Source organism: Stenotrophomonas sp. LGBM10 (genome assembly GCF_046736075.1).
Taxonomy (GTDB): domain Bacteria; phylum Pseudomonadota; class Gammaproteobacteria; order Xanthomonadales; family Xanthomonadaceae; genus Stenotrophomonas.
This window is the reverse complement of record NZ_CP177163.1, coordinates 3,182,642-3,203,012: the sequence shown is the minus strand read 5'-3', so window position 1 is coordinate 3,203,012 and position 20,371 is coordinate 3,182,642. Positions and strand designations below refer to the sequence as shown.

Annotated in this window: 27 protein-coding genes; all 27 read right to left on the bottom strand. The window is 62.4% G+C overall.

Annotation, left to right across the window (positions count from 1 at the left end; all coding sequences use genetic code 11):
• Window positions 1-185 precede the first annotated feature (185 nt).
• A complete protein-coding gene (secY, locus tag ACLB90_RS13840) occupies window positions 186-1,541 on the bottom strand; it encodes a preprotein translocase subunit SecY (protein WP_411850018.1) in 1,356 nt (451 codons plus the stop codon).
• Window positions 1,542-1,544: 3 nt separating this feature from the next.
• The gene (gene rplO / locus ACLB90_RS13835; RefSeq protein WP_017355424.1) at window positions 1,545-1,988 is read right to left on the bottom strand and encodes a 50S ribosomal protein L15; all 444 of its coding nucleotides are present in this window, start codon (window positions 1,986-1,988) and stop codon (window positions 1,545-1,547) included.
• 4 nt (window positions 1,989-1,992) lie between these two features.
• A complete protein-coding gene (gene rpmD, locus ACLB90_RS13830) occupies window positions 1,993-2,184 on the bottom strand; it encodes a 50S ribosomal protein L30 (protein ID WP_017355423.1) in 192 nt (63 codons plus the stop codon).
• The gene (gene rpsE, locus ACLB90_RS13825; RefSeq protein WP_017355422.1) at window positions 2,177-2,719 is read right to left on the bottom strand and encodes a 30S ribosomal protein S5; all 543 of its coding nucleotides are present in this window, start codon (window positions 2,717-2,719) and stop codon (window positions 2,177-2,179) included. Before rpsE ends, rpmD begins: the two co-directional genes overlap by 8 nt.
• Window positions 2,720-2,877: 158 nt before the next feature.
• Window positions 2,878-3,231, bottom strand: a complete 354-nt coding sequence (gene rplR / locus ACLB90_RS13820) for a 50S ribosomal protein L18 (protein WP_411850017.1) — start codon at window positions 3,229-3,231, stop codon at window positions 2,878-2,880.
• Between the two features lie 32 nt (window positions 3,232-3,263).
• Window positions 3,264-3,791 carry a 50S ribosomal protein L6 gene (gene rplF, locus ACLB90_RS13815; RefSeq protein ID WP_411850016.1) on the bottom strand — a complete coding sequence of 176 codons (528 nt, stop codon included), beginning with the start codon at window positions 3,789-3,791 and terminating at the stop codon, window positions 3,264-3,266.
• Window positions 3,792-3,809: 18 nt separating this feature from the next.
• Entirely contained in the window at window positions 3,810-4,208 is a 399-nt protein-coding gene (gene rpsH, locus ACLB90_RS13810; protein ID WP_019186156.1) for a 30S ribosomal protein S8, read from the bottom strand.
• Between the two features lie 242 nt (window positions 4,209-4,450).
• Window positions 4,451-4,756: a 30S ribosomal protein S14 gene (gene rpsN / locus ACLB90_RS13805; RefSeq protein ID WP_411850015.1), complete on the bottom strand. Its 306-nt coding sequence runs from the start codon at window positions 4,754-4,756 to the stop codon at window positions 4,451-4,453.
• A gap of 18 nt (window positions 4,757-4,774) precedes the next feature.
• Window positions 4,775-5,317, bottom strand: coding sequence for a 50S ribosomal protein L5 (gene rplE / locus ACLB90_RS13800; RefSeq protein ID WP_038690283.1), 543 nt, complete (start codon window positions 5,315-5,317; stop codon window positions 4,775-4,777).
• 10 nt (window positions 5,318-5,327) lie between these two features.
• Window positions 5,328-5,645: a 50S ribosomal protein L24 gene (gene rplX, locus ACLB90_RS13795; protein ID WP_017355416.1), complete on the bottom strand. Its 318-nt coding sequence runs from the start codon at window positions 5,643-5,645 to the stop codon at window positions 5,328-5,330.
• Between the two features lie 16 nt (window positions 5,646-5,661).
• Window positions 5,662-6,030, bottom strand: coding sequence for a 50S ribosomal protein L14 (gene rplN, locus ACLB90_RS13790; RefSeq protein WP_038690286.1), 369 nt, complete (start codon window positions 6,028-6,030; stop codon window positions 5,662-5,664).
• Window positions 6,031-6,043: 13 nt separating this feature from the next.
• Window positions 6,044-6,313: a 30S ribosomal protein S17 gene (rpsQ, locus tag ACLB90_RS13785; protein ID WP_017355414.1), complete on the bottom strand. Its 270-nt coding sequence runs from the start codon at window positions 6,311-6,313 to the stop codon at window positions 6,044-6,046.
• A gap of 11 nt (window positions 6,314-6,324) precedes the next feature.
• Window positions 6,325-6,510 (bottom strand): 50S ribosomal protein L29, encoded by a 186-nt coding sequence (gene rpmC, locus ACLB90_RS13780; protein ID WP_017355413.1) that lies wholly within the window; start codon window positions 6,508-6,510, stop codon window positions 6,325-6,327.
• Window positions 6,510-6,923 (bottom strand): 50S ribosomal protein L16, encoded by a 414-nt coding sequence (rplP, locus tag ACLB90_RS13775; RefSeq protein ID WP_017355412.1) that lies wholly within the window; start codon window positions 6,921-6,923, stop codon window positions 6,510-6,512. The genes rpmC and rplP overlap by 1 nt, the downstream gene beginning before the upstream one ends.
• Before the next feature lie 5 nt (window positions 6,924-6,928).
• Window positions 6,929-7,660, bottom strand: a complete 732-nt coding sequence (gene rpsC, locus ACLB90_RS13770; protein ID WP_017355411.1) for a 30S ribosomal protein S3 — start codon at window positions 7,658-7,660, stop codon at window positions 6,929-6,931.
• 17 nt (window positions 7,661-7,677) lie between these two features.
• Window positions 7,678-8,013 (bottom strand): 50S ribosomal protein L22, encoded by a 336-nt coding sequence (gene rplV, locus ACLB90_RS13765; protein WP_017355410.1) that lies wholly within the window; start codon window positions 8,011-8,013, stop codon window positions 7,678-7,680.
• A gap of 12 nt (window positions 8,014-8,025) precedes the next feature.
• Window positions 8,026-8,295 (bottom strand): 30S ribosomal protein S19, encoded by a 270-nt coding sequence (gene rpsS / locus ACLB90_RS13760; RefSeq protein ID WP_017355409.1) that lies wholly within the window; start codon window positions 8,293-8,295, stop codon window positions 8,026-8,028.
• Window positions 8,296-8,301: 6 nt separating this feature from the next.
• Window positions 8,302-9,129 (bottom strand): 50S ribosomal protein L2, encoded by an 828-nt coding sequence (gene rplB / locus ACLB90_RS13755; RefSeq protein ID WP_017355408.1) that lies wholly within the window; start codon window positions 9,127-9,129, stop codon window positions 8,302-8,304.
• 10 nt (window positions 9,130-9,139) lie between these two features.
• Window positions 9,140-9,439 (bottom strand): 50S ribosomal protein L23, encoded by a 300-nt coding sequence (gene rplW, locus ACLB90_RS13750; RefSeq protein WP_411850014.1) that lies wholly within the window; start codon window positions 9,437-9,439, stop codon window positions 9,140-9,142.
• Window positions 9,436-10,041: a 50S ribosomal protein L4 gene (rplD, locus tag ACLB90_RS13745; RefSeq protein WP_017355406.1), complete on the bottom strand. Its 606-nt coding sequence runs from the start codon at window positions 10,039-10,041 to the stop codon at window positions 9,436-9,438. Before rplD ends, rplW begins: the two co-directional genes overlap by 4 nt.
• Before the next feature lie 12 nt (window positions 10,042-10,053).
• A complete protein-coding gene (gene rplC / locus ACLB90_RS13740; protein ID WP_411850013.1) occupies window positions 10,054-10,704 on the bottom strand; it encodes a 50S ribosomal protein L3 in 651 nt (216 codons plus the stop codon).
• 11 nt (window positions 10,705-10,715) lie between these two features.
• Window positions 10,716-11,027, bottom strand: coding sequence for a 30S ribosomal protein S10 (gene rpsJ / locus ACLB90_RS13735; RefSeq protein ID WP_010341589.1), 312 nt, complete (start codon window positions 11,025-11,027; stop codon window positions 10,716-10,718).
• A gap of 333 nt (window positions 11,028-11,360) precedes the next feature.
• The gene (tuf, locus tag ACLB90_RS13730; protein ID WP_411850006.1) at window positions 11,361-12,551 is read right to left on the bottom strand and encodes an elongation factor Tu; all 1,191 of its coding nucleotides are present in this window, start codon (window positions 12,549-12,551) and stop codon (window positions 11,361-11,363) included.
• Between the two features lie 53 nt (window positions 12,552-12,604).
• Window positions 12,605-14,746, bottom strand: a complete 2,142-nt coding sequence (gene fusA, locus ACLB90_RS13725) for an elongation factor G (RefSeq protein WP_411850012.1) — start codon at window positions 14,744-14,746, stop codon at window positions 12,605-12,607.
• Between the two features lie 136 nt (window positions 14,747-14,882).
• The gene (gene rpsG, locus ACLB90_RS13720) at window positions 14,883-15,350 is read right to left on the bottom strand and encodes a 30S ribosomal protein S7 (protein WP_017356009.1); all 468 of its coding nucleotides are present in this window, start codon (window positions 15,348-15,350) and stop codon (window positions 14,883-14,885) included.
• A 12-nt stretch (window positions 15,351-15,362) separates the two neighbouring features.
• Window positions 15,363-15,737, bottom strand: coding sequence for a 30S ribosomal protein S12 (rpsL, locus tag ACLB90_RS13715; protein ID WP_017356008.1), 375 nt, complete (start codon window positions 15,735-15,737; stop codon window positions 15,363-15,365).
• A 371-nt stretch (window positions 15,738-16,108) separates the two neighbouring features.
• The gene (rpoC, locus tag ACLB90_RS13710) at window positions 16,109-20,344 is read right to left on the bottom strand and encodes a DNA-directed RNA polymerase subunit beta' (RefSeq protein WP_411850011.1); all 4,236 of its coding nucleotides are present in this window, start codon (window positions 20,342-20,344) and stop codon (window positions 16,109-16,111) included.
• Between the last annotated feature and the right edge of the window lie 27 nt (window positions 20,345-20,371).

Here is a 20,371-nt window from a genome sequence, read left to right as displayed (position 1 = left end):
CATGCTCCGGCGCCGGATGTCGTTGACTGCAGAGGTTGCCCTCGCCGCCGCCCGCGCTACTCCCGCGCGGGACCACCACATCTCACCCCCACCCGAGACCGCTGCGGGGGCCGCCCTTCGATTTGGAAGGCCAGGTCCGGGAACCGGAGGGCCTTCGCAACAAGAAGACTAGTGTAACAGGTGAATCAGCCGCGGGCAAAACCGCCGCGGTTGCCGCCCTTCAGATTCGCCTTCTTCAACAGGCTCTCATACTGGTGCGACATCAGGTGGGCCTGGATCTGGGCAATGAAGTCCATCACCACCACCACCACGATCAGCAGCGAGGTGCCACCGAAGTAGAACGACGCGCCGAGCTGGGTGCGCATGATTTCCGGCAGAAGGCAGACGATCACCAGGTACAGCGAACCGGCTGCGGTCAGGCGGGTCAGCACGCCGTCGATATAGTCGGCGGTGGCCTTGCCCGGACGGATGCCCGGAATCAGCGCGCCCGACTTCTTCAGGTTGTCGGCGGTTTCCTGCGAGTTGAACACCAGCGCGGTATAGAAGAACGCGAAACCGGTGATCAGCGCGGCGAACACGATCATGTGCAGCGGCTCGCCCGGCCCGAGGGCGCTGGCAACCTTCTGCAGCCACGTGGCCGAGCTGGCCTGGCCGGACCACATCGCCAGGGTCGTCGGGAACGCCAGGATGCTGGAGGCGAAGATGGCCGGGATCACGCCCGCCATGTTCAGCTTCAGCGGCAGGAACGAGGTCTGGTTCATGTACGCGTTGCGGCCACCCTGGCGACGTGCGTAGTTCACCGTGATGCGGCGCTGGCCGCGTTCGACGAACACCACGAAGTAGGTGAAGGCCAGCACCACCAGCACGATCAGCAGCAGGGCGATGAAGCTCATGTTGCCGTCGCGGTAGGCTTCCACGGTGTGGATGACCGCGCCCGGCAGGCCGGCAACGATACCGGCGAAGATGATCAGCGACACACCGTTGCCGATGCCGCGCTCGGTCACCTGCTCACCGACCCACATCAGGAAGATGGTGCCGGCGGTCAGCGCGACCACGGCAGTGAGCACAAAGCCCATGCCCGGCGCGTAGACCACGGGCGCACCGCCCGGGGACAGCTGGTTCTGCAGCGCCAGCGCGATGCTGCCGCCCTGCACCACCGCCAGGAACACGGCGCCGATGCGGGAATACTGGGTGATCTTGCGACGGCCCGACTCGCCTTCCTTCTGCATTGCCTTCAATGCCGGGAAGATGTGGACCGCCAGCTGCATCACGATCGATGCCGAGATGTACGGCATGACGTTCAGCGCAAAAATGCTGAAACGGTGCAGGGCGCCGCCCGAGAACATGTTGAACATGTCCACGATGCCGCCGCCCTGCGCCTGCATGAGCGCAAGCATGGCATCGGGATTGACGCCCGGCACCGGCACATAACAGCCGATGCGATAGACAGCCAAAGCCCCGAGGACGAACAGCAGACGCTGGCGAAGTTCCGTGAACTTGCCGAGCCCGCCGCCGAGGTTACCAATGCCAGCTTGCGCCATGTCTTACTCCTGTACGCTGCCGCCGGCAGCTTCGATCGCGGCCTTGGCACCGGCCGTTGCAGCGATGCCCTTCAGGGTGAAGGCCTTGGTCAGGCCGCCCTTCATGACGATCTTGGCCTTCTTGGCCGTGCTCGGGACCAGCTTCGCAGCGCGCAGCGCGGCGAAATCGACCTCACCGGCCTCCAGCTTGTCCAGGTGGTACGACAGGACTTCAGCCGTGTCCTTGGCGATCTTGGAACGGAAACCGACCTTCGGCAGACGACGCTGCATGGGGGTCTGGCCGCCTTCGAAGCCTGCCTTGATCTTGCCGCCACCCTTACGGGCGAACGAACCCTTGTGGCCGCGGCCGCAGGTCTTGCCCAGGCCCGAGCCGATACCACGGCCCACGCGGGTGCGCTCTTTGCGCGCGCCCGGTGCCGGGCTCAGTTCATTGAGATGCATGGTCATTGGATTATTCCTCAACCTGGACGAGGTACTGAACCTTGTTGATCAGACCGCGAACCTGCGGGCTGTCCTTCAGTTCACGCACGTCATTGAGCTTGTTCAGGCCCAGCGCACGCACCGACAGGCGGTGACGCGACTGGGTGCCACGCAGGCCACGCACCAGGCGGACCTTGACGGTCTTGGCGGTTTCATTAGCCATGGTTGAGATCCTCCACCTTCTTGCCGCGCTTGGCCGCAATGCGGACCGGCGACTGCATGTCGGTCAGGCCCTTCAGCGTGGCGCGAACCAGGTTGATCGGGTTACGCGAACCGACCGCCTTGGCCAGCACGTTCTTCACGCCAACGGCTTCCAGCACAGCGCGCATGGCGCCGCCGGCGATGACGCCCGTACCTTCCGATGCCGGCATCATGAACACGCGGGCTGCGCCGTGGCCGGCCTTGACCGGGTGCCACAGGGTGCCGTTGTTCAGATCGACGGTGGCCAGGTTCTTGCGCGCCTGCTCCATCGACTTCTGGATGGCGACCGGCACTTCGCGCGCCTTGCCGTAACCGAAACCGACCTTGCCTTCGCCATCACCGACCACGGTCAGTGCGGTGAAGGTGAACTGACGACCGCCCTTGACGGTCTTGCTGACGCGGTTGACCGCGACCAGCTTTTCGATCATGCCGTCGTCGACTTTCTCTTCGCGGTTGCGATCGCGATCGCGACCCCGCGGCTGACGTTCTTCTGCCATGTTGATTCCTTGATTGATTGAGTATGTACGGCTCGAGGCCGCTTATAGCTGTGAGATGGAGCGGTGGATCGAGCGCCCCTGCATAAGAAGGACGTCGCCCGGCGCAACCCGCGCCGGCAGGCAGGCGGAAGCGGGGCGATGCCCCGCTTCCTTATCCCTTAGAACTGCAGGCCGCCTTCGCGGGCTGCATCGGCCAGAGCCTTGATGCGGCCGTGGTAGCGGTAGCCCGAGCGGTCGAAAGCGACCTTCTCGATGCCCGCAGCCTTGGCGCGCTCGGCAACCAGCTTGCCAACCTTGACGGCGGCGTCGCTGTTCTTGCCGTTCTTCAGGCCTTCCTTGACGTCGGCCTGGGTGGTGTTGGCAGCAGCCAGCACCTTGGAGCCATCGGCGGTGAAGACCTGGGCGTACAGGTGCTGACCGGTGCGCAGCACCGACAGACGCGGCACGCCGAGTTCGCGGATGTGTGCACGGGTCGACTTGGCACGACGCAGGCGAGCGATGTTCTTGTTCATTATCTTTTTCCTTGGAAAGCTGAGGACCTGAATTAGGCCTTCTTGGCTTCCTTACGAATGATGACTTCGCCGGCGTACTTCACACCCTTGCCCTTGTAGGGCTCCGGCGGACGGTAACCACGGATCTTGGCGGCAACTTCACCGACCTGCTGCTTGTCCGTACCCTGGACCACGATTTCGGTCTGGGTCGGGGTCGACAGGGTGATGCCTTCCGGCGCCACGAACACGACCGGGTGCGAGAAACCGAGCGACAGGTTCAGGTCCTTGCCCTGCATGGCGGCACGGTAACCGACGCCGACCAGCTCGAGCTTGCGCTCGAAACCTTCGGTGACGCCGTGGACCATGTTGGCCAGGATCGCGCGCACGGTGCCGGTGAGGGCAGTCAGCGACGGATCATTGGCGGCCAGGCTGGCAACGCCGTTTTCAACGGTGATTTCGACGCCAGCGACCTTCGGCAGCGACAGGGTGCCCTTCGGGCCCTTCACGCTGACGGAATCAGACTGGATGTTCAGTTCAACGCCCTTGGGCAGGTTGACCGGCTTCTTGGCTACGCGGGACATAGTAGTTTCCTTCTCGCCTTAGGCCACGAAGCACAGGACTTCGCCGCCGACGCCCAGCTGGCGCGCCTGCGCATCAGTCATGATGCCCTTGGAGGTGGAGATGATGGAGATGCCCAGGCCGTTCAGGACCTTCGGCAGCTCAGACTTGCCACGGTACTGGCGCAGACCCGAACGCGAGAAGCGCTTCAGGGTCTCGATGACCGGCTTGCCTTCGAAATACTTCAGGACGATTTCAAGTTCGGCCTTGTTGTTCTCGATCTTGGTCACGCGCAGGTCGGTGATATAGCCTTCGGCCTTCAACACTTCTGCGATTGCAACCTTGATCTTGGAGGACGGTGCTTTCACCGTCTGCTTGCCAACCGCGGCCGCATTCTTGATGCGTACCAGCAGGTCGGCGATGGGATCAGTCATGCTCATAGTCGATACCTTTGAGTGCACCGATATCCGCTTTCGCGAAAATCTTGCTTTTTTGGAATGGGCCTTCCGGCCCGTCATTCTGGTTCAGCGGACCAGAACCGTCCGCTCTACCAACACCCTACCCCACCCTTGCGGGCAAGTCAGACGCGGGAGTATACGACAAAAAGAGCCCGACCAGGGTCGGACTCTTCAAGTTGGGGTGAGCCTGAACAGGCCCACCCCTTGCCACAGGGACGAATCCCTTACCAGCTGGCCTTGCGCAGGCCCGGCACGTCGCCACGCATGGTGGCTTCGCGCAGCTTGTTGCGGCCGAGGCCGAACTTGCTGTAAACGCCACGCGGGCGGCCGGACAGTTCGCAACGGTTGCGGTGGCGGCTCGGCGACGAATCGCGCGGCAGCTTCTGCAACTTGATCACGGCGTCAGCCTTTTCGTCGTACGAAGCGGTCGGGCTGGAGATGATCTTCTTCAGCTCTTCACGCTTACCGGCGTACTTGGCGGCCAGCTTGGCACGCTTCAGATCGCGGTTGACCATGGAGGTCTTTGCCATTTCGGATTCCTCGACGTATCAGTTACGGAACGGGAACTTGAACGCTGCGAGCAGCGCCTTCGCTTCCGCGTCGGTCTTGGCGGTGGTGGTGATGGCGATATCCATGCCGCGGATCGCGTCGACAGCGTCGAAGTCGATTTCCGGGAAGATGATCTGTTCCTTCACACCCATGTTGAAGTTGCCACGACCGTCGAAGGAGCGACCCGAGACACCACGGAAGTCGCGCACGCGCGGCAGCGAGATGTTGATCAGGCGATCCAGGAACTCATACATCTTTTCACGACGCAGCGTGGTCTTGCAGCCGATCGGCCAACCATCGCGGATCTTGAACGAAGCCACCGAGACGCGGGACTTGGTCACGATCGGCTTCTGGCCGGAGACCTTGGCCATGTCGGCGACGGCGTTTTCCAGGATCTTCTTGTTCGTGGCTGCTTCGCCGACACCCATGTTCAGGGTGACCTTGACCAGCTTCGGAACCTGCATCGGATTGGTGTAGCCGAACTGCTTCATCAGCGCCGGCACCACTTCTTCCTTGTAGAACTTTTCGAGACGGGTATTCATCAGCGCATCCTCAGGCGTCGAGCGCCTCACCGCTGGAGCGGAACACACGCAGTTTGCGTCCATCCTCCAGCACCTTGAAACCAACGCGTTCGCCCTTGCCCGAAGCCGGGTTGAGCACGTTCACGTTGGAGATATGGATCGACGCTTCACGCTCGACCACGCCGCCGGCAACGCCTGCCTGCGGGTTCGGCTTGGTGTGGCGCTTGACGATGTTCACGTTGGCGACGATCACACGATCGCCGTCGACGCGGACGACTTCGCCCTGCTTGCCCTTGTCCTTGCCGGTGTTGACGACGACCTGGTCGCCCTTCTTGATACGGTTAGCCATGATTATCTCCTGTCGCTCACAGCACTTCGGGAGCGAGCGAGACGATCTTCATGAACTTCTCGGTACGAAGTTCACGCGTCACCGGTCCGAAGATGCGGGTGCCGATCGGCTCTTGCTTGTTGTTGAGCAGGACCGCAGCGTTGGCGTCGAAACGGATCAGCGAACCGTCGGCGCGACGCACACCCTTGCGGGTACGCACCACGACGGCGTCGAACACTTCACCCTTCTTGACCTTGCCGCGCGGGATCGCATCCTTCACGGTGACCTTGATGATGTCACCGATGTGGGCGTAGCGACGCTTGGAGCCGCCCAGCACCTTGATGCACATCACTTCCTTGGCACCGGAATTGTCCGCGACCTCGAGGTAGCTCTGCATCTGGATCATGATTCAGATCTCCTTATTCAGCCGCACGCGTGATGACTTCCACCACGCGCCAGTTCTTGGTCTTGGACATCGGAGCAATCTCGGTCACGCGGACGACATCGCCTTCGTTGCAGGCGTTGTCGGCGTCGTGGGCGTGCAGCTTGGTCGAACGCTTGATGTACTTGCCGTACAGGGCGTGCTTGACCAGGCGTTCCACCAACACGGTGACCGTCTTGTCCATCTTGTTGCTGACGACACGGCCTTCGACCGTGCGCAGCGTCTTGTTTTCAGTATTGTCGCTCATCGCGGCCATCCTTACTTGGTGCTGCCGAGCAGGGTCTTGACGCGAGCGATCTCGCGGCGGACCCGGCGGGTTTCGTGAGTCTTCGGCAGCTGGCCGGTAACCTGCTGCATACGGAGCGAGAACTGCTCCTTACGCAGGTCGGTCAGGTGGGCCTTCAGATCGTCAGCCGACTTTTCGCGAAGTTGTTTGATATCCATTACATCACCGTCCGGGTCACGAAGGTGGTGGTCACGGAGAGCTTGGCAGCTGCCAGGCGGAACGCCTCGCGAGCCACGCTTTCATCCACACCTTCAATTTCATAGATCATGCGGCCGGGCTGGATCTGGGCGACCCAGTACTCCACGTTGCCCTTACCAGAACCCATTCGGACTTCGATGGGCTTCTTGGTGATCGGCTTGTCGGGGAACACTCGGATCCACATCTTGCCGCCGCGCTTGACGTAGCGGCTGATCGAGCGGCGAGCCGCTTCGATCTGACGCGCGGTCAGCTGACCATGAGCGGTTGCCTTCAGGCCGTACTCGCCGAAGCTGACAGCGTTGGCGCTCCAGCTCAGGCCATCGTTACGGCCCTTGTGTACCTTGCGGTACTTGGTTCGCTTGGGTTGCAACATTGTCGTTACCTCGCTTCACGGGCCGGGCGCTGACGGTCACCGCGGTCGCCGCGATCGTTACGATCGTTGCGCGGGGAATCGTCCTGCTTTTCCTGGCCAACCTGGGAGAAATCGAAAACCTCGCCCTTGTAGATCCAGACCTTGATGCCGATGATGCCGTAGGTCGTCTTGGCTTCAGCGAAGCCATAGTCGATGTCGGCACGCAGCGTGTGCAGCGGCACGCGGCCTTCGCGGTACCACTCCGAACGGGCGATTTCCGCACCGTTGAGGCGGCCACCGACGTTGACCTTGATGCCCAGGGCACCGAGGCGCATCGCGTTGCCGACCGAGCGCTTCATTGCACGGCGGAACATGATGCGACGCTCCAGCTGCTGCGCGATCGACTCGGCAACCAGCTGTGCGTCCAGCTCGGGCTTGCGCACTTCGGTGACGTTGATGTGCGCCGGGACGCCCATCATTTCGCTCACTTCCTTGCGCAGCTTCTCGATGTCCTCACCGCGCTTGCCGATCACCACGCCCGGACGGGCGGTGTGGATCGTCACGCGAGCGGTCTTGGCCGGACGCTCGATCAGGATCTTGCTGATGCCGGCCTGCGCAAGCTTCTTGCGCAGCATGTCCCGCACCTTCAGGTCGGCCGCCAGGTAACCAGCGAACTCGGCCTTGTTGGCGTACCACTTGGAGTTCCAGTCCTTGGAAATGCCGAGGCGGATACCAATCGGATGAACTTTATGACCCATGGTGTTTTCCTTTCCGCTTACTTGCCGGCGCCCACAACCACAGTGATGTGGCTGGTGCGCTTGAGGATGCGGGTGCCGCGGCCTTTCGCCCGCGCCATGAAACGCTTCAGGGTCGGACCTTCATCTACCATGATGGTCTGAACCTTCAGCTCGTCGACGTCGGCGCCCTGGTTGTTCTCGGCATTGGCAATAGCCGACTCCACCACCTTCTTGATCAGGTGGGCAGCCTTCTTGTCCGAGAACTTCAGCAGGTTGACCGCACGCTCGGCCGGCAGGCCGCGCACCTGGTCAGCGACCAGACGGGCTTTCTGCGCAGAGATGCGCGCGGAGCGCAGGATTGCTTTCGCTTCCATTGTCATCTCTCCTTACTTGCCCGACTTCTTGTCACCACCGTGACCCTTGAAGGTCCGGGTGATGGCAAATTCGCCGAGCTTGTGGCCGACCATGTTCTCGTTGACGAGCACCGGAACGTGGTTCTTACCGTTATGAACGGCGATGGTGATGCCTACCATTTCCGGCAGGATCATCGAACGGCGCGACCAGGTCTTGATCGGCTTCTTGCTACCCGCAGCGGCCTCCACCTTCTTGACGAGGTGGTGATCGACGAACGGGCCCTTCTTGAGTGAACGTGCCATGGTCGATTAGCCCCTACGATCGCGGACGATGAATTGCTGGGTGCGCTTGTTATGGCGCGTCTTGTAGCCCTTGGTCGGGACACCCCACGGGGTGACCGGATGCGGGTTACCCTGGCCGGCCTTCGCCTCACCACCACCGTGCGGATGGTCAACCGGGTTCATGGCAGCACCACGAACGGTCGGGCGGACACCGCGCCAGCGCTTGGCGCCAGCCTTGCCCAGCTTTTCCAGGTTGTGCTCGTCGTTGCCGACTTCACCGATGGTGGCGCGGCACTCGACCGGCACCTTACGCATTTCACCCGAGCGCAGGCGCAGGGTGGCGTAGATGCCTTCACGAGCGACGAGCTGCACGGCAGCGCCGGCGGCACGCGCGATCTGGGCACCCTTGCCCGGCTTCAGTTCGATGCCGTGGACAGTGGTACCGACCGGGATGTTGCGCAGCGGCAGGGTGTTGCCGGTCTTGATCGGCGCATCCGAGCCCGCGATCACCTGGTCACCGGCCTTCAGGCCCTTCGGTGCGATGATGTAGCGACGCTCGCCGTCGACGTAGCACAGCAGGGCGATATGGGCGGTGCGGTTCGGATCGTATTCGATGCGTTCCACGCGCGCCGGAATGCCTTCCTTGTTGCGCTTGAAGTCGATGACGCGGTAGTGCTGCTTGTGGCCACCACCAACGTGACGGGTGGTGATACGGCCGTGGTGGTTACGACCACCCGACTTGCTCTGCGGCTCCAGCAACGCTGCGTGCGGTGCGCCCTTGTGCAGATCGGGCGTAACCACGCGCACGGCCGAACGACGGCCGGGGGAAGTGGGCTTGAATTTCATCAATGGCATGGGATGTACCTCAGGCCTTGGCCGTTACATCGATGGACTGGCCATCGGCGAGACGCACGTATGCCTTGCGCCAATCGCCGCGACGGCCGTTGCGGTTACGGAAGGACTTGTTCTTGCCCTTCACGTTCAGCACGTTGACCGACTCGACCTTGACATCGAACAGCTGCTCAACCGCGGCCTTTACATCGGCCTTGGTCGCTTCGTTCGACACTTCAAAGACATACTGGTTGGAATGTTCCTGCAGGCGCGCGGTCTTTTCGGAGACTCGCGGAGCGCGAAGAACGCTGAAGACTTTCTCGTTGGCGTTCATGCCAGCCACTCCTCGACCTTCTTGACCGCGTCAGCGGTGATGACGACCGTGTCGGCACCCACCAGCGACACCGGGTCCAGACCCTGGACGTCACGCACTTCCACGTAGGGAATGTTGCGCGCCGACAGGTACAGGTGCTCGGAAGCCTCTTCGGTGACGATCAGCGGACGCTTGCCCACTTCCAGGCCGGCCAGCTTGGCGATCAACGACTTGGTGTTGGTCGCTTCGACATCGAAGGACTCCACGATCGTCAGACGGCCCTGGCGGTTCAGCTCGGACAGGATCGCGCACATGGCTGCACGGTACTGCTTACGGTTGACCTTCTGCTCGAAGCTGCGCGGCTTGGCCGCGAAGGTGACACCGCCGCCGACGAAGATCGGAGCCGTCAGTGCGCCATGACGCGCGCCGCCGCCCTTCTGCTTCTTCGACTTCTTGGTGGTACCAGCCACTTCAGAGCGAGTCTTCTGTGCCTTGGTGCCGGCGCGACCGGCGTTGCGGTAAGCAACGACGACCTGGTGAACCAGATCTTCGCTGAAATCGCGACCGAACACGGCATCGGAGACCGAGACCTTGTTGTTGCTACCCGTGATAACGAGTTCCATCGTCATCTCTCCTTATGCCTTGCTAGCCGGACGAACGATCACGTCACCACCCGCTGCGCCCGGAACGGCACCACGGATCGCGATCAGACCACGTTCGACATCGACCTTCACCACTTCAAGGTTCTGGGTGCTCTGCTGCACCGAACCCATGTGGCCGGACATCTTCTTGCCCGGGAAAACGCGACCCGGGGTCTGGCGCTGGCCCAAGGAACCCGGCGCGCGATGCGACAGCGAGTTACCGTGGGTTGCATCGCCCATACGGAAGTTGTAGCGCTTGATGGTGCCCTGGAAGCCCTTACCCTTGGTGACACCCTGGACGTCGACCTTCTGGCCAACTTCAAAGATGTCCGCCTTGACTTCGCCACCGACGGCGAATTCGCCGAGCTGGGCGTCTTCAACGCGGAATTCCCACAGGCCACGACCGGCTTCGACCTTCGCCTTGGCGAAGTGACCGGCTTCCGGCTTGTTGACCAGGGCAGCGCGACGCGCGCCGACGGTCACCTGCACGGCGCTGTAGCCGTCGGCTTCGACGGTCTTGATCTGCGCGATGCGGTTCGGGGTAGCTTCAATCAGGGTCACCGGGATGGCCTGGCCATCTTCGGTGAACACGCGGCTCATGCCAGCCTTGCGGCCCACGAAGCCCAACGAATATTTCTTCGTCATGGTCGTAGTCCTCAGGTCAGCTTGATCTGAACGTCGACGCCGGCAGCCAGTTCGAGCTTCATCAGCGCGTCCACGGTCTTGTCGTTGGGGTCGACGATATCGAGCACGCGCTTGTGCGTGCGGGTCTCGTACTGGTCACGCGCGTCCTTGTCGACGTGCGGGGAGACGAGGATGGTGTAACGCTCGATCTTGGTCGGCAGCGGGATCGGGCCACGCACTTGCGCGCCGGTCCGCTTTGCCGTTTCTACGATCTCGCTGGCCGAACGGTCGATCAGACGATGATCGAACGCCTTCAGCCGAATTCGGATCTTTTGGTCCGCCATGACGGTGGGTTCCTTCGTTAAAAGAGCGACGGACAAGGCCTCTGGGTTGCCTTGTCCCATGAATATCCTGAATGCAGACGCCGCACAGTCCTGCGCGGCGACAAGATCTTTCCATAGACCTCAAAAATCGAGGCAGACCGGTCTCCCGATCTGCCCAGACAAAAAGTATAGCGCGCATACAAAGCGCCCGTCAACAGGAGACCTATTGACAAAGCCTGAATGGCGCGACCCTTCCTGGTCTGGGGAACACGAGGAGCGTCCTGCGCCTCTTTTCCCGTTGTTGAACGCCCCGATGCCCTACCCAGGCAACATCGGGGCGCCGATTCTAGCAGATTACGCGATGATCTTGGAGACCACGCCGGCGCCGACGGTACGGCCGCCTTCGCGGATGGCGAAGCGCAGGCCTTCGTCCATTGCCACCGGGTTGATCAGGGTGACAACCATCTTCACGTTGTCGCCCGGCATGACCATTTCCACGCCTTCCGGCAGCTCGACCGCACCGGTGATGTCGGTGGTACGGAAGTAGAACTGCGGACGGTAGCCCTTGAAGAACGGGGTGTGGCGGCCGCCTTCATCCTTGGACAGGACGTAGACTTCGGCGTCGAACTGGGTGTGCGGCTTGATCGAACCCGGCTTGGCCAGCACCTGGCCACGCTCGACGTCGTCACGCTTGGTGCCGCGCAGCAGCAGACCGGCGTTGTCGCCTGCCTGACCCTGGTCGAGCAGCTTGCGGAACATTTCCACGCCGGTGACGGTGGTCTTCTGGACCGGACGGATACCGACGATTTCGATTTCTTCGCCGACCTTGATCACGCCGCGCTCGATACGACCGGTCACCACGGTGCCGCGGCCCGAGATCGAGAACACGTCTTCCACCGGCATCAGGAACGGCTTGTCGATGTCGCGTTCCGGGGTCGGGATCCAGCTGTCGAGAGCTTCGACCAGCTTGATCACGGCCGGCACGCCGATATCGCTCTGGTCGCCTTCCAGCGCCAGACGGGCCGAACCCGCGATGATCGGGGTGTCGTCGCCCGGGAAGTCGTACTTGCTCAGCAGCTCGCGGACTTCCATTTCGACCAGTTCCAGCAGCTCGGCGTCGTCCACCATGTCGGCCTTGTTCAGGAACACGACGATGTACGGCACGCCGACCTGACGCGACAGCAGGATGTGCTCGCGGGTCTGCGGCATCGGGCCGTCAGCGGCCGAGCACACCAGGATCGCGCCGTCCATCTGGGCAGCACCGGTGATCATGTTCTTGACGTAGTCAGCATGGCCCGGGCAATCCACGTGGGCGTAATGACGCTCGGTGGATTCGTATTCGACGTGCGCGGTCGAGATCGTGATGCCACGTGCCTTTTCTTCCGGCGCGGCGTCGATCGCGGAGTAATCCTTGAACTCGCCACCGAAGCGCTCGGCACCGATCTTGGTCAGTGCGGCGGTCAGCGTGGTCTTGCCGTGATCGACGTGACCGATGGTGCCGACGTTGACGTGCGGCTTGGTGCGCTCGAACTTACCCTTTGCCATTGTTGTATACCTTGGATATCAGAAAAGAGGGAGGTAAAGACCTGAGCTTACGCTCAGGCCTTCTTGACCACGGCTTCGGCGATGTTGTTCGGCGCCGGCTCGTAGTGGTCGAATTCCATCGTGAACGTCGCACGACCCTGGGTCTGCGAACGCAGCGAGGTGGCGTAACCGAACATTTCACCCAGCGGGATCATCGCGTTGATGATGCTGGCCGAACCGTCACCGGTGGTGCTGGAACCCTGCAGAACGCCACGACGACGGCTCACGTCGCCCATCACGTCACCCTGGTAATCCTCCGGGGTCACGATCTCGACCTTCATGATCGGCTCCAGCAGAACCGGCTTGGCCTTCGAGAAGCCCTGCTTGAAGGCCATCGAGGACGCCAGCTTGAACGCCATTTCCGAGGAGTCGACGTCGTGGTACGAGCCGAACACCAGCTTGACCTTGACGTCAACGACCGGGAAGCCAGCCAGCGGACCGCTGGTGATGGTTTCGCGCAGGCCCTTTTCGATCGACGGAATGAATTCCTTCGGAATCACGCCACCGGTGATGTCGTTGATGAACAGGAAGTCGTCCTTGATCATCGGCGCGATCTTCGGGTCGGCACGGTCTTCAGCGGTGATCGGCGACAGCTCGATCACGACGTGACCGTACTGACCCTTACCACCGGACTGCTTGGCGTGCTTGTAATCCGACTTGACGTCAGCAGCCTGGATCGTTTCGCGGTACGCAACCTGCGGCTTGCCGACGTTGGCTTCAACGTTGAACTCGCGCTTCATGCGGTCGACGATGATGTCCAGGTGCAGCTCGCCCATGCCCGAGATGATGGTCTGGCCGGATTCTTCGTCGGTCTTGACGCGGAACGACGGATCTTCCTGCGCCAGACGGCCCAGTGCCAGACCCATCTTTTCCTGGTCGGACTTGGTCTTCGGTTCGACGGCCATCGAGATCACCGGCTCCGGGAACACCATGCGCTCCAGGATGATCGGGTGATCCAGCGAGCACAGGGTGTCGCCGGTGGTGGTGTCCTTCAGACCCACAGCCGCGGCGATGTCACCTGCCAGCACTTCCTTGATCTCTTCGCGATCGTTGGAGTGCATCTGCAGGATGCGGCCGATGCGCTCCTTCTTGCCCTTGACCGAGTTCATCACCTGGTCGCCGGCGTTCAGCGTGCCCGAATAGACACGGAAGAAGGTCAGCGCGCCCACGAACGGGTCGGTGATGATCTTGAAGGCCAGCGACGAGAAGGGAGCCTTGTCGTCGGACTTGCGGCTCATCTCGATGGTTTCGTCGTCGACGTCGGTACCGGTCACGTCCGGCACGTCGATCGGCGACGGCAGCAGCTGCACCACGCCGTCCAGCATGGCCTGCACGCCCTTGTTCTTGAACGCCGAGCCGCAGTACATCGGCACGATGTCGGTCGCCAGGGTGCGCGCGCGCAGAGCAGAGATGATTTCAGCCTCGGTCAGCTCTTCGCCGCCCAGGTACTTTTCCATCAGCTCTTCGTTGGCTTCGGCAGCCGCTTCGATCATGTAGGTGCGGGCTTCTTCAGCCTCGTCCTTCATGTCAGCCGGGATGTCGTGGTATTCGAACTTCATGCCCTGCGAGGCTTCATCCCAGTGGATGGCCTTCATCTTGAGCAGGTCGACCACGCCCTTGAAGCCTTCTTCAGCGCCGATCGGCAGCTGCATCGGCACGGCGACGGCACCCAGCTTGGCCTTCAGCTGGCCAACGACCTTGGTGAAGTTGGCACCGGTACGGTCCATCTTGTTGACGAACGCGATGCGCGGCACCTTGTAACGGTTGGCCTGGCGCCACACGGTTTCCGACTGCGGCTGCACGCCACCGACGGCGCACAGCACGAACACCGCACCGTCGAGCACGCGCAGCGAGCGCTCCACTTCGATGGTGAAGTCAACGTGTCCGGGGGTATCGATGATGTTGAAGCGGTGCTCCGGCAGGGACTTGTCCATGCCCTTCCAGAACGCGGTGGTGGCAGCGGACTGGATCGTGATGCCACGCTCCTGCTCCTGCTCCATCCAGTCCATGGTGGCAGCGCCGTCGTGCACTTCACCGATCTTGTGGCTCTTGCCGGTGTAGAACAGGATGCGCTCGGACGTGGTGGTCTTGCCGGCATCGATGTGGGCCATGATGCCGAAGTTGCGGTAACGCTCGATGGGAGTGGTGCGGGCCACGGGAGCCTCTCAATTTCTTGGAATTCGGATGGCCGAACGCCGCCTTTCGGCGGCCTTCGGATTGGCGCAGCCCTTCTGGGGCCGCGAGGCAGCACCTAGATGGTGCTGCCGTGCCTGTTTTGCAAGGCCGTCAAACTCACCAGCGGTAGTGGGCGAATGCCTTGTTGGCTTCGGCCATGCGGTGGGTTTCTTCGCGCTTCTTGATGGCGCCACCACGATTTTCCGAGGCGTCCAGCAGTTCGGCAGCCAGCTTCTTCGGCATGGTGTTTTCACCACGCTTACGAGCGGAGTCGATCAGCCAGCGCATGGCCAGAGCCATCTTGCGCGACGAACGCACTTCGACCGGCACCTGGTAGGTGGCACCGCCGACGCGGCGGGACTTGACTTCGACCGACGGAGCCACGTTGTCCAGAGCCTTCTGCACCAGCTCGACGGAGTTCGGGTTCTTCTCACCGATCACGTCCATGGCGCCATAGACGATCTTTTCAGCGACCGACTTCTTGCCGCTCAGCATCACCATGTTGATGAAGCGCGCGATGGTTTCACTTCCGTGCTTGGGATCCGGCAGGACGGAGCGCTGCGGCGTATTACCTTTACGAGACATGTGTACTTTCCCTTAGCTCTTCGGACGCTTGGCGCCGTACTTGGAACGGCCCTGACGACGCTTGGCAACGCCGGAGGCGTCCAGCGAGCCACGCACGGTGTGGTAACGCACACCCGGCAGATCCTTGACGCGACCGCCGCGGATGAGGACCACGGAGTGCTCCTGCAGGTTGTGGCCTTCGCCACCGATGTAGCTGATGACCTCTTCCTGGTTGGTCAGGCGGACCTTGGCAACCTTGCGGAGCGCCGAGTTCGGCTTCTTCGGGGTGGTGGTGTACACGCGCGTGCAAACGCCACGGCGCTGGGGGCACTTGTCAAGTGCCGGCGAGGCACTCTTATAAGTGGTGGCCTGCCGCGGCTTGCGGACAAGCTGATTGATCGTCGCCATCAGTATGTTCTTCTGAGAGAGGCCAAGGAAAAAAACTGGCCATGAATGCGGAAATGTGCGAGCAGGCCAAGAAATCTGGCCTGCTGAGACAGACGATTGTAGCAACCTGGCGAAAACGCAGTCAACCGCGCGCACGCCAAGCCAGCCCTGATCCTGGGCCGTTACAGGGGAGCCTTCTCCATGCCCCCCGTTCAGGTTGTCAACCGACCCATGTCTGGGCCGGCCGGCATCCTACCCTATCGGCGGCGCGGACGCCACCGGCAGGAAGGTCAGGAAACCACCGGAGTGGTGCCCTGCCCCTTCGAATATCGTCGGACCAACGGTCCGCCGCTACGCGAAGGTGGTCCGGCCTTGCGGCCGGACCGGGTTTTTCATTCTTCGCCTGCAGCCGGTTCGGCGTCGGTCGAATCGACCACGGCCACCGGGGCAACCTCGGCCACGACCGGGGTGCCGGCCAGGGTCTGCAGCTCCGAGTCGGTCAGACCGGAGGCGCCGCGACGGCGCTGGGAGTGGTATGCCAGGCCGGTACCCGCCGGGATCAGGCGGCCGACGATGACGTTTTCCTTCAGGCCGCGCAGGTTGTCCGAGGTGCCGCGGACGGCAGCTTCGGTCAGCACGCGGGTGGTTTCCTGGAACGACGCGGCCGAGATGAACGACTCGGTGGCCAGCGACGCCTTGGTGATACCCAGCAGGACCGGGTCGAAACGGGCGATCAGCTCGTTGCGGACGGTCAGGCGTGCATTTTCCTCGATGACGCGCTGGCGCTCGGCCTGCTCACCATTCAGGAACTTGCTGCTGCCCTGGTCGGTGATTTCGACCTTGCGCAGCATCTGGCGGGTGATCACTTCAATGTGCTTGTCGTTGATCTTCACGCCCTGCAGGCGGTACACGTCCTGGATTTCCTTGACCAGGTAGGCGGCCAGCGGCTCGACGCCCAGCAGACGCAGGATGTCCTGCGGGCTCGGTTCGCCGTCCACGATGGTTTCGCCCTTGGTCACGTGCTCGCCTTCGAACACGATGACCTGACGGTACTTCGGAATCAGCTCTTCGTGCTCCGAACCATCGGTGTCCTTGATGATCAGGCGCTGCTTGCCCTTGGTGTCCTTGCCGAAGCTGATGATGCCCGAACGCTCGGCGAGGATCGCCGGGTCCTTCGGCTTGCGAGCTTCGAACAGATCGGCGACGCGCGGCAGACCACCGGTGATGTCGCGGGTCTTGGACGCTTCCTGCGGGATCTTGGCAACCACGTCGCCCACGCCGACGGCGGCGCCGTCCTGCAGGTTGACGATGGAGCGCGGCGGCAGCAGGTACTGGGCCGGCAGATCGGTGTTCGGGATGGTCAGGTCATTGCCCTTGCCATCGACGATACGCACGATCGGACGCAGATCCTTGGCCTGCGAACCACGACGCTTCGGATCGGTGATTTCACGCGATGCCAGGCCGGTCAGTTCGTCGGTCTTCTCGATGACGGTGACGCCGTCGATGAAGTCGATGAAGCGGATGAAACCCGCCACTTCGGACACGATCGGGTGGTTATGCGGATCCCAGTTGGCCACGGTCTGGCCAGCCTTCACTGCATCGCCGTCCTTGGACGCGATCATCGAGCCGTACGGCAGCTTGTAACGCTCGCGCTCACGGCCGTGCGCATCCAGCACCGAGATTTCGCCCGAGCGCGACACTGCCACCAGCGAGCCGTTGGCGTGCTCGACGGACTTGAGGTTGTTGAACTTCACCGAACCGGTGGTCTTCACCGTGATGTTGTCCACCGCAGCCGCACGCGATGCTGCACCACCGATGTGGAACGTACGCATGGTCAGCTGGGTACCCGGCTCACCGATCGACTGCGCGGCGATGACGCCCACCGCTTCACCGATGTTGACGATGTGGCCACGGGCCAGATCGCGGCCGTAGCAGCGACCGCAGACGCCGAACGCCGAGGCGCAGGAGATGGTCGAGCGCACCTTGATGCTCTGCACGCCGGCATCTTCCAGCTTGGCCACCCACTGTTCGTCCAGCAGGGTGTTGCGGGTCACGATCGGATCTTCATCGTTGCCCGGCAGGAACACGTCCTCGGCCACGACGCGACCCAGCACGCGCTCCTTCAACGGCTCCACAACGTCGCCGCCTTCCACGATCGGGGTCATGGTCAGGCCTTCGGTGGTACCGCAATCCACCTCGGTGATGACCACGTCCTGCGCGACGTCGACCAGACGACGGGTCAGGTAACCCGAGTTCGCCGTCTTCAGCGCGGTATCGGCCAGACCCTTACGGGCACCGTGGGTGGAGTTGAAGTACTCCTGCACGTTCAGGCCTTCACGGAAGTTCGCCTTGATGGGCGTTTCGATGATCGAGCCATCCGGACGGGCCATCAGGCCACGCATACCGGCCAGCTGACGGATCTGCGCCTGCGAACCACGCGCGCCGGAGTCGGCCATGATGTACAGCGAGTTCATCGACTTCTGGTCGATGGTCTCGCCCTTGGCGTTGACCACCTTCTCGGTGCCGATGGTGTCCATCATCGCCTTGGCGATGCGTTCATTGGTGCGCGACCAGATGTCGACCACCTTGTTGTAGCGCTCGCCGGCGGTGACCAGGCCCGACTGGTACTGCTCCTGGATTTCCAGCACTTCGGCTTCGGCCTCGGTGAGGATGCCGCGCTTCTCGTCCGGGATCAGCATGTCGTCGATACCGATCGACACGCCGGCGCGGGTTGCGTAGGCGAAGCCGGTGTACATCAGCTTGTCGGCGAACACGACCGTGTCCTTCAAGCCCAGCTGGCGGTAGCTGGAGTTGATCAGGCGGCTGATGTTCTTCTTGGTCAGCTCGACGTTGGCCAGGGCGAACGGCAGGCCTTCCGGCAGGATTTCGGCCAGCAGGGCGCGACCGATCGTGGTGTCCACGATCGAGGTCTTGTTCTGCTTGTTGCCGTCTTCGTCGGTCACCACCTCGGTGATGCGGACCTTGACCTTGGCGTGCAGTTCCACCACGCGGTTGTCGTAGGCGCGTTTGACTTCGGCGATGTTGGCGAAGGCCATGCCCTCGCCCTTCTTGTTTTCCAGGGCGCGGGTCATGTAGTACAGACCCAGCACCACGTCCTGCGACGGCACGATGATCGGCTCGCCGTTGGCCGGCGACAGGATGTTGTTGGTCGACATCATCAGCGCACGCGCTTCCAGCTGGGCTTCCAGCGAGAGCGGCACGTGGACGGCCATCTGGTCACCGTCGAAGTCGGCGTTGAACGCGGTGCAGACCAGCGGGTGCAGCTGGATGGCCTTGCCTTCGATCAGCACCGGCTCGAACGCCTGGATGCCCAGACGGTGCAGGGTCGGCGCACGGTTCAGCATGACCGGGTGTTCGCGGATGACCTCTTCCAGGATGTCCCAGACTTCGGCTTCTTCGCGCTCGACCAGCTTCTTGGCGGCCTTGATGGTGGTGGCCAGGCCACGACGCTGCAGCTTGGCGAACACGAACGGCTTGAACAGTTCCAGCGCCATCTTCTTCGGCAGACCGCACTGGTGCAGGCGCAGGTACGGACCGACCACGATGACCGAACGGCCCGAGTAGTCCACGCGCTTGCCCAGCAGGTTCTGACGGAAGCGACCCTGCTTGCCCTTGATCATGTCGGCCAGCGACTTCAGCGGGCGCTTGTTGGTGCCGGTGATGGCACGGCCGCGACGGCCGTTGTCCAGCAGCGCATCGACCGATTCCTGCAGCATGCGCTTTTCATTGCGCACGATGATGTCCGGCGCGTTCAGCTCGAGCAGGCGGCGCAGGCGGTTGTTGCGGTTGATGACGCGGCGGTACAGGTCGTTCAGGTCGGAGGTCGCGAAGCGGCCACCGTCCAGCGGCACCAGCGGACGCAGGTCCGGCGGCAGCACCGGCAGCACGGTCATGACCATCCACTCCGGACGGTTGCCCGACTCCAGGAAGGCCTCGACCAGCTTGATGCGCTTGGTCAGTCGCTTGAGCTTGGTTTCCGAACCGGTGCTGGCGATTTCTTCGCGCAGACGGGTCATTTCCGACTGCAGGTCGATGGTGCGCAGCAGCTCGTACACCGCCTCGGCGCCCATTGCGGCGTCGAAGTCGTCGCCGTGCTCCTGGCGCGCCTGCAGGTACTGTTCTTCGGTCAGCAGCTGGCGGCGTTCCAGGGCGGTCAGGCCCGGCTCGGTCACCACGTAGGCTTCGAAGTACAGCACGCGCTCGATGTCACGCAGGGTCATGTCCAGCATCAGGCCGATGCGCGACGGCAGCGACTTGAGGAACCAGATGTGCGCGACCGGCGAGGCCAGGTCGATGTGGCCCATGCGCTCACGGCGCACCTTGGCCAGGGTGACTTCGGTGCCGCACTTTTCGCAGACCACACCGCGGTGCTTCATGCGCTTGTACTTGCCGCACAGGCACTCGTAGTCCTTGACCGGCCCGAAGATGGCGGCGCAGAACAGGCCGTCACGCTCCGGCTTGAAGGTACGGTAGTTGATGGTTTCCGGCTTCTTCACTTCGCCGAAGGACCACGAACGGATCAGGTCCGGCGAGGCCAGCGCGATCTTGATCGCGTCGAAGTCCAGCGTCTGGCGCTGCTGGTTGAAGAGGTTCAGCAAGTCTTTCATGGTGTTTCTCCGAAAGGAGGAAATCTC